At 71.4% G+C, this 14279-nt stretch carries 9 protein-coding genes; 4 read left to right on the top strand and 5 right to left on the bottom strand.

What is annotated here, in order from left to right; translation table 11 throughout:
* The first annotated feature begins 5 nt into the window (after positions 1-5).
* A complete protein-coding gene (locus IE231_RS01825) occupies positions 6-3683 on the top strand; it encodes a S41 family peptidase (RefSeq protein WP_189692200.1) in 3678 nt (1225 codons plus the stop codon).
* A 147-nt stretch (positions 3684-3830) separates the two neighbouring features.
* On the opposite strand, the gene IE231_RS01820 is transcribed toward IE231_RS01825, so the two are convergent.
* The 5 genes from IE231_RS01820 to IE231_RS01800 form a co-directional block, all read right to left on the bottom strand.
* The gene (locus IE231_RS01820) at positions 3831-4259 is read right to left on the bottom strand and encodes an OsmC family protein (RefSeq protein WP_189692199.1); all 429 of its coding nucleotides are present in this window, start codon (positions 4257-4259) and stop codon (positions 3831-3833) included.
* Positions 4260-4399: 140 nt separating this feature from the next.
* On the bottom strand, positions 4400-4780 hold the full coding sequence (locus IE231_RS01815; protein WP_189692198.1) for a hypothetical protein: 381 nt from the start codon (positions 4778-4780) through the stop codon (positions 4400-4402).
* Between the two features lie 157 nt (positions 4781-4937).
* Positions 4938-6779: a 2-oxoglutarate dehydrogenase, E2 component, dihydrolipoamide succinyltransferase gene (sucB, locus tag IE231_RS01810; protein WP_189692197.1), complete on the bottom strand. Its 1842-nt coding sequence runs from the start codon at positions 6777-6779 to the stop codon at positions 4938-4940.
* A gap of 51 nt (positions 6780-6830) precedes the next feature.
* Entirely contained in the window at positions 6831-8213 is a 1383-nt protein-coding gene (lpdA, locus tag IE231_RS01805; RefSeq protein ID WP_189692196.1) for a dihydrolipoyl dehydrogenase, read from the bottom strand.
* 270 nt (positions 8214-8483) lie between these two features.
* The gene (locus tag IE231_RS01800) at positions 8484-10010 is read right to left on the bottom strand and encodes a leucyl aminopeptidase (RefSeq protein WP_189692314.1); all 1527 of its coding nucleotides are present in this window, start codon (positions 10008-10010) and stop codon (positions 8484-8486) included.
* A 128-nt stretch (positions 10011-10138) separates the two neighbouring features.
* Here IE231_RS01800 and IE231_RS01795 point away from each other — a divergent pair, with 128 nt between their 5' ends.
* The 3 genes from IE231_RS01795 to IE231_RS01785 all read left to right on the top strand — a co-directional run bounded on the left by IE231_RS01795 (position 10139) and on the right by IE231_RS01785 (position 14162).
* Complete coding sequence (locus tag IE231_RS01795) at positions 10139-11176, top strand: proteasome assembly chaperone family protein (RefSeq protein ID WP_189692195.1); 1038 nt, start codon at positions 10139-10141, stop codon at positions 11174-11176.
* 68 nt (positions 11177-11244) lie between these two features.
* Entirely contained in the window at positions 11245-12573 is a 1329-nt protein-coding gene (locus tag IE231_RS01790) for an MFS transporter (protein ID WP_189692194.1), read from the top strand.
* Between the two features lie 119 nt (positions 12574-12692).
* A complete protein-coding gene (locus IE231_RS01785; RefSeq protein ID WP_189692193.1) occupies positions 12693-14162 on the top strand; it encodes a DUF4192 domain-containing protein in 1470 nt (489 codons plus the stop codon).
* Positions 14163-14279: the final 117 nt, after the last annotated feature.

The following is a 14279-nucleotide window of genomic DNA, read 5'->3' as shown; positions in this document are numbered from 1 at the left end:
GGAGAATGACTGGCTCCAGCTACTTCCGCTATCCCCACATACATGGGGACCTCGTGGCCTTCGTCGCCGAGGATGACGTCTGGCTCGCACCCGTGGGCGGCGGCCGCGCGTGGCGGCTGTCCTCGCTCGGCCTGCCCGCGCGCAACCCGCGTTTCGCTCCCGACGGCGGCAAGGTCGTCTGGACGGTGGTGCAGGGCAGCGCGCCCGAGGTGGTCTCAGCGGACGTCGACGGCGGCGGATTCCGCCAGCTGACCTGGTTCGGCCACTCCACCACACGGGTCAAGGGATTCGCACCGGACGGGCGCGTTATCGTCATGAGCGCGCACAACCAGCCGGACAGCCGCCACACCCACGCCTACACCATTCCGCTCGACGGCGGATGGCTCGAGGAGCTGCCCTACGGGCCCGTGGACTCGGTCGCCTACGGGCCCAGCGTCGGGGACGACCGGCCCGTCGTGCTGGGCAGCGTGCTGTCGAAGGAGCCGGCGCACTGGAAGCGGTACCGGGGCGGCGCGGCCGGAAAGCTCTGGATCGACCCCGACGGCGGGGGAGAGTTCCGCCGGCTCGCCCCGACCCTCGAGGGCAACCTGTCCGACCCGATGTGGATCGAGGGGCGCATCGCGTTCCTCTCAGACCATGAGGGCGTCGGAAACCTCTACTCGGTGGACCGCACGGGCGCAGACCTCCGTCGGCACACCGATTTCGATCATTTCTACGTCCGTCACGCCAGCACCGACGGCCGCCGGATCGTCTTCGACAGCGCTGGCCAGCTCTGGCTCCTGGACAGCCTCGACGCCGAGCCGCGTCGCCTCGAGGTGGCGCTCGCCTCGGCGTCGACGTCCCGGCGCACGGTGCCGCTCGCCGTCGGGCGTCACCTCGGGGACGTCATGCCGACGGCGGACGGGCGTGCGAGCGTCGTCGAGTCCCACGGCACGGTCCATTGGCTCACCCACCGCGACGGCCCCTCGCGGGTGGTGGAGGCGACTCCGGGCGTGCGCGCCCGCCTCGCCCGCCCCCTCGGCGACGACGCCGTGGCGTTCATCGCAGACCACGACGGCGAGGAGGGGCTCTTCATCCGTCGTCTCAGGAGCGGCGCAGCGCCGGCCGGGGCAGCGTCGGCCGGTGCCGCGAGCCAGGCCAGCCGGGGAACTCCCGACTCCACGGCGCTGCCGTTCCCCGGGGCCGTGGAGTCCCGCGGGACCGCAGCCCCGCCGGCGGACGGCCTCCCGCGACCAGTCTCCGCTCTCGGCCGGGGAGGACTCGACGCCGGAGCCGTCCGCAGCGACGACGCCGCGCCTGCCCCAGCCGGCGCCGCGGGGTCGCAGACGGAGGTCCAGGGCGGCCCGGCGGTGTCCTCAGCCGCAGCCCACGCGGCGCGTGCGGCCTTCCGCTCCTACGCGGTGCCTGCCCGGACAATCGCCCCGGCGGCACCGGAGGAGGCCGACGCGCTGCCCAGCCTGCGCCGCATCGCGCTGCCGACCGGCCACCGCGCCGCGGAGCTCGTGCCCAGCCCCGACGCGCGGTACATCGCAGTCGGCACAGCGTTCGGCGACGTGCACCTCGTGGATGTGGAGCAGGGGACCGCGACGACCATCAGCACCGTCTCGGAAGGGTCCATCGAGCAGCTCGCGTGGAGCCCGGACTCCCGCTGGCTCGCGTGGAGCGAACCCGTGACGGCCTTCGGCTCCCGTTCCAAGGTGCGCCTCGCGAACCGGGAGACGGGCAGGGTCGCCGACGTCACGGACGGCCGCTTCTGGGATGCCTCGCCCGCGTTCAGCCCCGACGGGAAGTACCTCGCGTTCCTGTCCGGCCGCAGCTTCGATCCCGTCTACGACGGCCATTCGTTCGACCTTGCGTTCCCGAGCCCGATCAAGCCCTACATCGTGCCGCTTTCGGCCACCACGGCGAGCCCCTTCGGCCCGCGCGTGGCGGAGTTCGGGTCGGCGGCCGACGCCGCCGGGACACGTCCCGAGACCGATGCTGACCCTCAAGCGTCCGGGGGCGACGGGGGAGCGGGCACCGTGCCGGAGGTCGCCGTCGATCTCGAGGGCATCCAGCACCGGATCACGGCCGTGCCGGTGCGCCAGGGCAACTACTCGCAGCTCACCGCGCCCCCTGGCGCTCTCCTGTGGATGTCGCAGGACCTCGCCGGGGCCACCGGAGAGGGCAAGGCGAAGCCCGGCGACAAGGACGTGGCCCCGACCCTGCACCGGCTCGACCTCGGCACCGGGGTCGAGACCACCATCGTGGGGGCGCTGGAACGGTACCGGCTCAGCGCCGACGGCTCGCGCGTCGTCTACGTGCGGGAGCGGGGGGTCCACAGCGTGCCGAGCGACCGGCAGGCCGAGGACGGGCATGCCGAGCACGTCGAGGTAGACCTTGCCCGCATCCGCGTCCGTCTGGACCCGGCCGCGGTCTGGGCCCAGGCCTTCGACGAAGCCTGGCGGCTCCAGCGGGACTTCTACTGGACCCAGGACATGGCCGGGGCAGACTGGGACGCGGTCCGGGACCGCTACCGCCCCCTCGTGGACCGGCTCGGCTCCCATGACGACCTCGTGGACCTCCTGTGGGAGATGCACGGGGAGCTGGGCACCTCGCACGCCTACGTCACCCCTGCCCCCGTGACCGAGCCCGGCGCCGGCGGACAAGGCCGCCTCGGCGGGGAGTTCGACTTCGACGGCGGCTGGGTGGTACGCCGCGTGCTCGCCAGCGAGTCCTCCGACCCGCTCGCCGCCTCGCCGCTCGCCTCGCCCGGTGCCGACGTGCGGCCCGGGGATCGGCTCCTCGAGGTCGACGGCGTTCCCCTCACCCCGGACTTCGGCCCGGCGATCGCGTTGGCCGGCTCGGCGGGCAAGGTCGTCGAGCTCACGATGGTCAACGGTGCCGGGCACGGTGAGGCCGCGGGCCAGAGCCGGCGCATCGCCGTCGTGCCCATCCGGGACGAGGAGCGCCTCCGGTACCAGGATTGGGTGCAGGCGAACCGCAGGCTCGTCCGCGAGGCCTCGGAAGGACGTTTCGGCTATCTCCATGTCCCGGACATGGCGGCCCGCGGCTGGGCCCAGCTCCACCGCGACCTCGACACGGAGACCGCGCTGGATGCCCTCATCGTCGACGTGCGCCGCAACCGCGGCGGCCACACATCCCAGCTCGTCGCCGAGCTCATCGGGCGCCGAGTGACCGGGTGGAGCATGCCGCGCGGGGAACAGCCGCGGACCTATCCGCGCCAGGCGCCGCGCGGCCCAGTGGTGATCCTCGCAGACGAGTTCGCCGGCTCGGACGGCGACATCATCACCCAGGTCGGCAAGCTGCGGGGGATCGGCCCCGTCGTCGGGACGAGGACGTGGGGCGGGGTCATCGGCATCGACAACCGCTTCAAGCTCGCCGACGGCACGGGCGTGAGCCAGCCCCGCTACGCGACGTGGTTCGAGGGCGGCATCGGATGGGGCGTCGAGAACTTCGGCGTCGAGCCGGACATCGAGGTCGCCTACCCGCCCCAGGCCTATGCCGCGGGCATCGACCCCCAGCTCGAGCACGGGATCGGGGTGCTCAAGGAAATGCTCGTGGAGATCCCGACCCAGCGGCCGCCCGCCCGGGAGGGCTACCGGTCCGTCCGGCCCGCGCCGCTGCCGCCCCGCCCACAGGACCTCGCCGCCGCCGAGGCCGTTCCGGCCTACGAGGGCTGAGCGCCCCTGGGCCCGTCCCGAGAGGGCCGAGGCCGGGTAGGCCCTCGCGCCAGGAGGCCAGGGCGCCACGAGGGCCCCTCTCCGATGCGGAGAGGGGCCCTCGGGGTGTTCTGGCCCGGGGCACTCCGGGCCAGCGCGGTGGGGAGGTCAGGCCTCGAGCGTGGCGTCGAGCGTGATGGTGATGCCCGCGAGGGCCTGGCTCACCGGGCAGCCGGCCTTGGCGCCGTCGGCGATCTTCTGGAACTCGTCCTCGGAGATGCCGGGGACCTTCGCGGTGACCGTGAGCTTGCTGGTCTGGATGCCCTTGCCGGGCACGAAGTCGACTGCAGCCTTCGTGGTGATCTCGGTGGCCGTGTAGCCGGCCTCCGCGAGGCCGTTGCTGAACGCCATCGAGAAGCACGCCGAATGCGCGGCGGCGATGAGCTCCTCCGGGCTGGTCTTGCCGTTGGCGTCCTCGCTGCGGGCCTTCCAGGTGACGTCGTAAGTGCCGAGGCCGGACGAGTCGAGGGTGGTCTGCCCGGACCCCTCCATGAGGGTGCCGTTCCAGACGGTGTGCGCGTTGCGGATCGTAGCCATGAGTGCTCCTTGCTCCGTGGTCGGTGTGCCGCGGCACAGCCAAGCGGCTGCGTCGTCCTCGCCCATCCTAGGCACAAAGAAGGCCCCGCCGCCGGTGCTGTCACCGATGCGACGGGGCCGCGGACGAGCCGCCGGACGGGCTACTGCCAGATCGTCGCTATGGCGATGTTGAGCAGGGCGAGGCCGCCCACGCCGTGCGCGAGGCCCGGGGCGACCTTCTCACCGGACTTGCGCCGGCGGTTGCCCACGAACGCGAGGGCGCCGACGACGACCGCGATGACGAACTTGAACGTGAGCTTGATGTACAGGTTGGTGTCCAGCGGCTGGACGCCGCTGTCCGCCTGCTTGGAGAGGACGGTGATGAGGCCCACGAGGATGATGCCCGTGACGAGCTGGGTCATGGCACCGTCGAACTGCCGGGCACCGACGGTGGGATTCTTCATGTTCGCGATCCAGGGGCCAACGATCATGGCCGCACCGACGACGTGCAGGAAGACGACAATGCTCAGGACGACAGTCATGCCCCGAGTCTAGTGCGGGGCGCACGGCCCTCCCGACCGTTCGGTGGCCTACGTGGATCCCAACTGGGTAACGAAAACGCGCGACGGCGCCGGCCCCCGCAAGGGGAGCAGGCGCCGTCGCGCGTTGGCGGCCTCAGGAGAGGCGCCGGGCCCCGGATCAGAGGCCCAGATCGGCCTCGAACGCGCCCTCTTCGAGGCGCTTGCGGAGCGTCTGCAGGAAGCGTCCTGCATCGGCGCCGTCCACGAGACGGTGGTCGTACGTGAGCGAGAGGTACATCATCGAGCGGATCGAGATGACGTCGTCGCCCTCCGCGTTCTGCGAGACCCACGGGCGCTTGACGATGGCTCCCGTGCCGAGGATCGCGACCTGGGGCTGGTTGATGATCGGGGTGTCGAACAGGGCGCCGACGGAACCGATGTTCGTGATGCTGAACGTGCCCCCGGAGAGCTCGTCCGGCCCGATCTTGTTGCTGCGCGTGCGTGCGGCAACGTCAGCGATGCGCCCGGCCAGGCCTGCGAGGTTCAGATCGCCCGCGTTGCTGATCACCGGGACGAGGAGGCCCTTGTCCGTGTCCACCGCGATCGCGAGGTGCTCCGCGTTGTGGTACGTGATCTGCTGGTTCTCCTCGTCGTACTCGGCGTTCAGCTTGGGGTGCTGCTTGAGTGCCTCGGCGACGGCCTTCGCGATGAAGGGCAGGTAGGTCAGCTTGGTGCCGTTCTGCGCCCGGAACTGGTCCTTGGCACGAGCGCGGAGCTTGGCGACCTTGGTCATGTCGATCTCGTGCACCTGCGTGAGCTGGGTCGAGGTGTCCAGCGATTCGCGCATGCGCCGCGCAATGACCTGACGGATGCGGGGTGCCTTCTCCGTGGTGCCACGCAGCGAGGAGGCCGCCGGCTGGGCCGGCGCGGCAGCCGGTGCGGCGGAAGCCGCCGACTGCTGCGGTGCGGCTGCGGAGGCCTTCTGCGCGTCGACCGCCGCGAGCACGTCCTGCTTGCGGATGCGGCCGCCGACGCCGGTGCCCGTGAGCGTGGTGACGTCGATGCCGTGCTGGTTCGCCAGCTTGCGCACCAGCGGGGTGACGTAGCCGGACGACTCCCCGCCCTGGGCGTTCGCCGCCGGGGCGGCGGGCGCGGGGGCCGCCGCGGGCTGCGCCGCCTGGGTGGGGGCTGCCTGCGTGGGCTGCGCCTGGGCAGCCTCTGCGGGCTGGGCGGGCTGTTCGGCGGGAGCTGGCTTCTCCGCCGGAGTGGCCGGTGCCGCCGCCTGCTGGGCCGGTGCCTCCGGCTGGACCTGCTGCTCGGCGGGGGCCGAGGGTGCCTGCTGCTGGCCACCAGCGGCCGGTGAACCCGAGCCGACGACGGCGAGGACGGCCCCGACCTCGGCGGTCTCGTCTTCCGCGACACGGATCTCGAGGACCGTGCCCGCCACGGGGGAGGGGACCTCGGTGTCGACCTTGTCGGTCGAGACCTCGAGCAGCGGCTCGTCGACCTCGACGGTCTCGCCGACCTGCTTGAGCCACCGCGTGACGGTGCCCTCCGTGACGCTCTCGCCCAGGGCCGGGAGCTTGACCTCGTGGCCCTCGGTCGGTGCATTGGAGGCGGCGCCCGGTGCGGCGGACTGCTCCGCTGCCGGGGCCTGGGACGCCTCGGGCGCCGCGGCCGGCTCCGACGGCGCGGCCGCGGCCGGCGCGGCGGGCTCCGACGGCGCGGCCTCGGCCGGCGCCTCCTGAGCGGCGGGCGCACCGCCGTCGGACGCCGCGGACGAGCCGTCACCGATCATCGCGAGCGGCGCCCCGACCTCGGCGGTCTCGTCCTCGGCGACGAGGATCTGCTCGAGGATGCCCGCGACGGGGGAAGGGATCTCGGTGTCGACCTTGTCGGTGGAGACCTCGACGAGGGGCTCGTCGATCTCGACGCGGTCGCCGACCTGCTTCAGCCAGCGGGTGACGGTGCCTTCGGTGACGCTTTCACCGAGTGCTGGGAGGTTGACGGATTCAGACATAGGTCCCCGTGCTCCTTGATTCTTCTGCGTGCGAATGGTGTCGGGGTGGGCTCAGCCGTGCAGCGGCTTGCCGGCCAGGGCCAGATGGGCCTCGCCGAGCGCCTCGTTCTGCGTCGGATGGGCGTGGATGAACTGGGCCACGTCCTCCGGGTAGGCCTCCCAGTTGACGATGAGCTGCGCCTCGCCGATCTGCTCTCCCATGCGGGCGCCGATCATGTGGACGCCGACGACCGGGCCCTCCTTCTGGCGGACGACCTTGATGAGGCCGGACGTGCCCAGGATCGAGCTCTTGCCGTTGCCCGCGAGGTTGTATTCCTGTGTCTGCACCTGATCGTCGCCGAACTTCTCCTTGGCGGCCTTCTCCGTGTAGCCGACGGTGGCGATCTCCGGGTCGCAGTAGGTGACCTTCGGGATGTTCACGTCCTCGACGACGACCGGGTTGAGGCCGGCGATCTCCTCGGCCACGAAGATGCCCTGCTGGAAGCCACGGTGGGCGAGCTGCACGCCCGGGACGATGTCCCCGACGGCGTAGATGTTCCCGACGCCGGTGTGCAGGCGCTCGTTGGTGATGACGAAGCCGCGGTCGATGGTGACGCCCTGCTCCTCGAAGCCGAGGTTCGCCGTGGACGGCCCCCGGCCCACGGCGACGAGGAGGAGGTCGGCCTCGAAGGTCTTGCCGTCGACGAGCGTGACCTTGACGCCGTTTTCGTTCTGCTCGACGCCCTGGAAGAACGTGCCGGTGCTGAACTTGATGCCGCGCTTCTTGAACGCCCGCTCAAGCTGCTTGACGATTGCGGCGTCCTCGTTCGGGACGAGGGAGGGCAGGCCCTCGACGATCGTGACGTCGACGCCGAAGGACTTCCAGACCGAGGCGAACTCGACGCCGATGACGCCGCCGCCGAGGACGATCACGCTGTTGGGCACGTAGTCGAGTTCAAGCGCCTGATCGGAGGTGATGACGCGGCCGCCGATCTCGAGGCCGGGGAGGCTGCGGGAGTAGGAGCCGGTGGCGAGGATAATGTTCTTGCCCGTGTAGTCGGTGCCCCCGACGGTCACGGTGTTCGGGGCGGTCAGGCGGCCCTCACCCTCGATGACCGTGATGCCCTTGGACTTGATCAGGCCCGTGAGGCCCTTGAACTTGCCGGCGATGATTCCGCCCTTGTAGGCGTTCACGGCGTTCATGTCGATGCTGTCCAGCGTGACGTTCACGCCGTACTTGCCGGCGTCGCGGGCGTGGTCGGCAATCTCCGCGGAGTGGAGGAGGGCCTTGGTGGGGATGCAGCCGTTGTGAAGGCACGTGCCGCCCAGCTTGCCCTTCTCGACGAGCCCGACCGAGAAGCCGAGCTCGGAGGCCCGGAGAGCCGCGGCGTAGCCGCCGCTTCCGCCGCCGAGGATCAAGATGTCGAATTCGTGCGCAGTTGCCGCTTCGGCCACGTGGACGCTCCCTCGCCTTGTAGACGGCGTGTTCCGCCGTCGGATGTGACATTTTGCCTGCGGCGGTCCGCGCAGGCCCGGTATCAGGGAAACCCTATCTCCCCGACCGACTATGCTCCACCTTCCCGGAACGAAAGTCCCGGCCTTGTGTCAAGAGTCACGGGAACCATATCATTTTCACGAAACGGATTTTCAATTTCGCATCGTGAGAATTGGTGACCCCCGAGGAGAGCTGCGTGCGGCGAGCCCTTCACCGGCTGGCCTCTGGGCTCAGCCCCGAGACGTCTCCTCGAGGTACCTCACGAGGGTGCGCACCGTGGACCCCGTGCCCTGCTTCGGTGTGTGCCCGTACGCCGAACCGGTGTTGAAGGCCGGGCCTGCGATGTCGAGGTGCGCCCAGGGGATGGGAGTGCCGTCGGCGCGCACCCCCACGAACTCCTTGAGGAAGATGGCGGCGGTGAGCATCCCACCGGGTCGCTCTCCGGCGTTGGCGATGTCCGCCGTCGCTGAGTCGAGCCCCGCGCGCAGCTCCTCGGGCAGCGGCATGGGCCACGCCGGTTCCCCGGCGGCAGCTGCCGCCTCCAGCAGCGGGCCGGTCACGGCGTCGTCCCCCATCACCCCAGCAGTACGGGTGCCGAGCGCGATGAGCGCGGCGCCTGTGAGGGTCGCGACGTCGATGAGCGCGTCCGGGTTCTCCTCGCTCGCGGCCGCCAGCCCGTCTGCCATCACGAGGCGTCCCTCCGCGTCCGTGTTGAGGACCTCGACCGTGCGGCCGCCGCGGATGGTGATCACGTCCGCGGGACGCTGGGCGCTCCCCGAGGGCATGTTCTCGGCGATGCAGAGCCATGCCGTGACCTTGACCGGGAGGCCGAGCCGCGCCGCGGCCAGCGTCGCATTCAGGACGGTCGCCGCGCCGGCCATGTCGCTCTTCATCTGGTCCATGTTGGCGGCGGGCTTGATGGAGATGCCGCCAGAGTCGAAGGTGATGCCCTTGCCGACCAGGTGCACGCTCTTGGCCGCGGGCGCCTTCGCGGGAACGTACTCGACCTTGACGAGGCGCGGCGGCCGCACCGACCCCTGGCCCACCGCGAGGATGCCGCCGAACCCGTCCTTCGCGAGGCGCTTCTCGTCGAACACGGTCACCCTGACCGGCAGGCCCTTGGCGAGGTCGCGGGCGGCGTCGGCGAACGTCTCGGGGTAGAGCTGGCTCGGCGGCATGTTCACCAGCGTCCGGGTGGCGTTCACCGCCGCGCCGAGCACCGAGGCGCGCGCGAGGGCTGCCTCCACCGCCGGAGTACCCGCAGCGGGCGTGTAGATGATGGCGGTGGCCACGTTCTCCTTCGCGTCTGCCGCATCCGACTTGTGCTCGATATAGGAGTAGGAGCCGAGGACGGCGCCCTCGGCAATCGCGGCGACGTCCTCCGGAGTCGGCGCCGGAAGTGCGAGGACGACGCTCGCGTGGCCCGCGAGCTGGCGGATAGCGGAGCCTGCTGTGCGCCGCAGCTGCTCGGCAGTCGGTGCCGCGCCCGGCGCAACCTTCCCCACCCCGGCGAGCGCGAGCACGTGGGCCCCTGCCTCCGGGAGTCCCGGAAGCCGGTGCAGCTCGTCCGGCGCGCCCGTCACACCGAGCGCGGCGAGCGTGGACCCGATGGCCTCGGCGTTGCGCGCCGTGAGCGGGTTGTCGAGCAGGACGGGCCCGTCCGCACTCTGGGCGACGCCGACCACGAGCACGTCGCTCGGCGTCTTGCGCAGGTCCTTCGAGACTGCCCGGAGGGCGGATTGGCTGTTGGAGAACACGGCGGCCTCTTCCTTGTGGTGCGACTGCTTCACGTCCCCCGATCGTATCCGGCACGCGGTGGCGGCAGATGGAATGATGGAAGGCCCCCCTATGTTGTCGCCACCAGAGTGACGAGAGGACCGCTACCGTGATCGACCCCGTGTCCGGGCCCCTGCAGGACCCCGCCGGCCTGTACACCGCCGCACTCGAGCTCAGCCGGGATGAGGGGATCCGCGGCCTGCCGCTCATCATGGGCTTCACCGGCTTCGCGGACGCCGGGCACGCGGTGCGCCAGATCGTCGACGAGCTCATCCGTGTCCAAGGGGACGGCGCGCTGGCCGCCTTCGACGTGGACCAGCTGCTGGACTACCGCTCGCGGCGACCCCGCATCCGGTTCGTCGAGGACCATCTCGAAGGCTATGAGTCGCCGAGGCTTGCGCTGTACCGTCTCGAGGACGGCCTCGGACGGCCCTACCTCCTGCTGGCGGGCCCCGAACCGGACCTGCAGTGGGAGCGGTTCGCGCGCGCCGTCGTGGGACTGGTGGACCAGCTCGAGGTGACCCAGACGCTGTGGGTGCACGCTATCCCGATGCCGGTCCCGCACACGCGTCCGCTCGGGGTGACCGTGCACGGGAACCGGCCGGAGCTCGTCGAGGGGATCTCGCGCTGGAAGCCGGTCGTGGAGTTCCCGAGCGCGGTCGGCCATCTGATCGAGCTGCGGCTCATCGAGGGCGGCCACGATGTGACGGGCTTCGTGGTCCACGTGCCGCATTACCTTGCGGAGGCCGAGTACCCGGGTGCTGCCGTGACCGGGCTCGAGCACCTGGGAGCCGCGGCCTCGCTCATGCTCCCGAGCGACCGGCTGCGGGAAGCTGCCCGCGATGTGGAGCGGCAGGTCGCCGAGCAGGTTGCCGCATCGGAGGAGATCCGCGAGGTCGTCTCGGGCCTCGAGGAGCGCTTCGACGACCGGACCGCAGAGATCCCGCGGCGCTCGCTCCTCGCGGGGCCCGCGGACGAGCTGCCCACGGCCGAGGATCTCGGTGCAGCAGTGGAGGCGTACCTCGCCTCCCACGGTGAGGCGGATGCCGAAGCGGACGACGCCGGCGGCTCGCCCGGGGAGGAACCGGGGACGGACGACGCCGGCGGCTCGCCCGGGGAGGCCGCTGGCAGCGGCGCTTCGGAGTAGCGGGCTCTTCCCACCGGCTGGCGGAGGCTCGCCGGGGGACGTCCCGAGCGCGCACTAGGATCGGGGGGGTGAACAGCTGGCGCGCCTATACGGTCTGGGGAATCGGAGTCTTCGCGTACCTGGTGGCGGTGCTCCAGCGCACGTCCTTCGGCGTCGTCGGGCTTGAGGCGGCGGACAGGTTCCACGCGGGAGGCGCCGCGCTCTCGGCTTTCACGGTGCTCCAGCTTGTCGTCTACGCCTCCCTGCAGATCCCCGTGGGAATCCTCGTTGATCGCTTCGGCAGCCGCATCATGATTGCCACCGGCGCGGTCTTCATGGCCCTCGGACAGCTCCAGATCGCTGTCGCCGAGTCGGTGGTGACGGGCATCATCGGCCGCATGCTCGTGGGCATGGGGGATGCGATGACGTTCGTGTCCGTGCTGCGGCTCGTGCCGCTCTGGTTCGACTCGCGCAAATCCCCCCTGATGAGCCAGCTCACCGGCGTGGTGGGCCAGCTGGGGCAGCTCGTGAGCGTCATCCCCTTCCTCGCCCTCCTGCACGCCACGGGCTGGACGCAGGCGTTCATGAGCCTCGCGGCCATGTCTGTGCTCGTGGTGGTGCTGGCTCTGAGCGTCCTGCGCAACTCACCCGCCGGTGTGAGGCCCGCCCCAGAGGGCGAGCCTGAGGGCACGCTCACGGTGCTGGGGGCGGCCTGGCGCCAGCCGGGGACCCGGTTGGGTATGTGGAGCCATTTCACGGTGCAGTTCAGCGGCAACGTCTTCGCGCTCATGTGGGGCTTCCCCTTCATGGTGGCGGGTGAGGGGTACAGCTCCTCGTCTGCGGCCGGGCTCATGTCGTTCTTCGTGGCCGTTGCCATCCTGGCGGGGCCGCCCATGGGGCGGTTCGTCGCGCGGTATCCACTGCGCCGGTCGACGCTCGTGCTGGCCATCTCCGGACTGACCGCGCTGGTGTGGATCGCCGTGCTGCTCACCCCCGGGCAGGCTCCGCTGTGGCTCATGGCGGTGCTGGTCGCCGTCCTCGCGCTCGGCGGCCCCAGCTCGATGATCGGATTCGACTTCGCCCGGACCTTCAACCCGTCGCATCGACTGGGCACGGCGACCGGGATCGTCAACATCGGGGGCTTCGTCGCCGCCCTGCTGACGATGTTCCTCGTCGGCTACCTTCTGGACATCCAGCATGCCCTCGGGCTCTCGCCGCAGGGCCTCTACAGCCTCGACGCCTTCCGGGTGGCGCTCGCCGTGCAGCTGCTCGTGCTCGGAGGCGGTGCGTTCGCGCTCATGCGCGTCCGGCGCAGGGTGCGGCGCAACCTCGAGGCCCAAGGGGTCACGGTCCCGCCGCTGCGCGAGGCCTGGGCCGCCTTCAGGGAGCAGCGCCGCAGCCAGGGCAGCCCGGACTGACGACTTACGGGAGGCCCGGACCGTCGCCCCTCGTCCTCCCCAGGGGCGTAATCGGCGTGTCGTCCACATAGGCCTTCGGTCCACACCGGACCCAGTGGCGCACCGCCAAGACTGGGGCCATGGACGACACGCAGCAGCCCTCCTTCGACACCCCTCATCCGACTCCCGATGCTCACCCGGCTCATGCCGCGCCAGCTGCGGACTCGAGCCCAGCGGCGGGCGACCAGTCAGCCGCCGCCGACCACGAGCCATCCTCCCTGGCGCCCCTCCCGCCGCGGACGCGCGCCGAGTCCGTCCCGAGGCCCGTGCCGATGGAGCCGCCGGCCGACGAGCCGCTCGCGATCCAGACGCCGGAGGACATCCTGGCCTACATCCCGCATGCGCTCGGCGAATGGCCGCAGGAGAGCCTCGTTGCAGTGTGCCTCGGTGACGGGCGGCTCGGCCCGACCCTGCGGATCGACTTGCCCCGACGCTGCAGCCCGGCGAGGCTGGCCCGCTTCGCCGACACGGTCGCAGGCTACGTCTCGCACGACCGGCCTGCGGGCGCGGTCCTCGCGCTCTACACAAAGGAGGCATGGAGCGATCCCGCGCGGCCTCCGCACCGCGGCGTGGTGGAGGCCGTCGTGGCGCGATTGGCGGAGGAGGGCGTCCCGGTGCTCGAGGTCTGGGCCGTGGGCGCCGAGCACTGGCGGACCACGACGTGTGCTGATGTGCTGTGCTGCCCGTGGCCGGGGGCGAGCATCGCGTCGCTGCGGGAGAGCCGGGTCGAGGCGGAGATGGTGTACCGGGGCAGCTCCTATCGGACGGGCGCCGTCTCAGAGGGGCCGTGGCGGAGCCTGCCGCAGGCGGCGGTGTCCGCTGCGGTCGAGGCCTACTTCCAGGACCCGGAGTGCTGGTGGGATCCGTATGACTTCACCGCCGCGCTCGCTGTCTGGGACGAGGTGCTGTCCGGGCCGGACACCCCTGGGCCTGAACGGCTCCGGCTGCTGGCCGCGACCCTGCTGAGGCCGGCACTGCGGGATGCCGTGCTCGTGGCCTCGGCGGCGGACGCGGCGACGGCGTGGAGGGGCAGTCCTGCGACCGCAGTCCTGCGGACAGCGGTCCCCGACCGTTCGGCACGGGAGGCGGCGCGGGGCGTCCCCCCAGCGCTGCCGGGCGGCGTTCCGGCCGCCGAGGCCGCCGCGGCCCTGGACTGCTGGTCCGAGGGGGCAGTCCCAACGTCGGCGAACGATGGGACCGGCTCGGAGCCTCCCGAGACGGTCTCGGCCTTCGAGTTCGGGCTGGTCCTCATGGGCTGCACCGGCGAGGCCCCGGCGTGGGACCGCATCGCTCGGCTTGAGCGGGTGGCCCTGGAGCTGGCTCGCATGGAGGAAGCCGAGGTCCGGGCGCCGGCCCTGGCTGTGCTGGGGTGGGTTCAATGGGCCCGGGGGCGGGGCGGCCGATGCGTGTCCTACCTCGAGCGCGCGCTGTCCGCCGATCCCCGCTATCGGCTGGCCCACCTTCTCATGGGCTTGGTCCAGCAGGGTGAGCTTGCCGGCTGGTCGAGGAGCGAGGCCACGGCGTGGCGGCGGGCATCGGAGGCGGCGTGAACGGCCCCCAAGGGACCTTCCGCGCGAGGTGGGGCGCCCGTGCGACGGAAATGGTGAAGATGCGCGGCCCTTCATGAGAGAATGGACGCCAGACCCGGTTGGGTCCGAGTCCGGCCA

It is taken from the genome of Sinomonas cellulolyticus, from assembly GCF_014656475.1.
Lineage (GTDB): Bacteria > Actinomycetota > Actinomycetes > Actinomycetales > Micrococcaceae > Sinomonas > Sinomonas cellulolyticus.
This window is presented reverse-complemented; position numbering and strand designations above follow the sequence as displayed.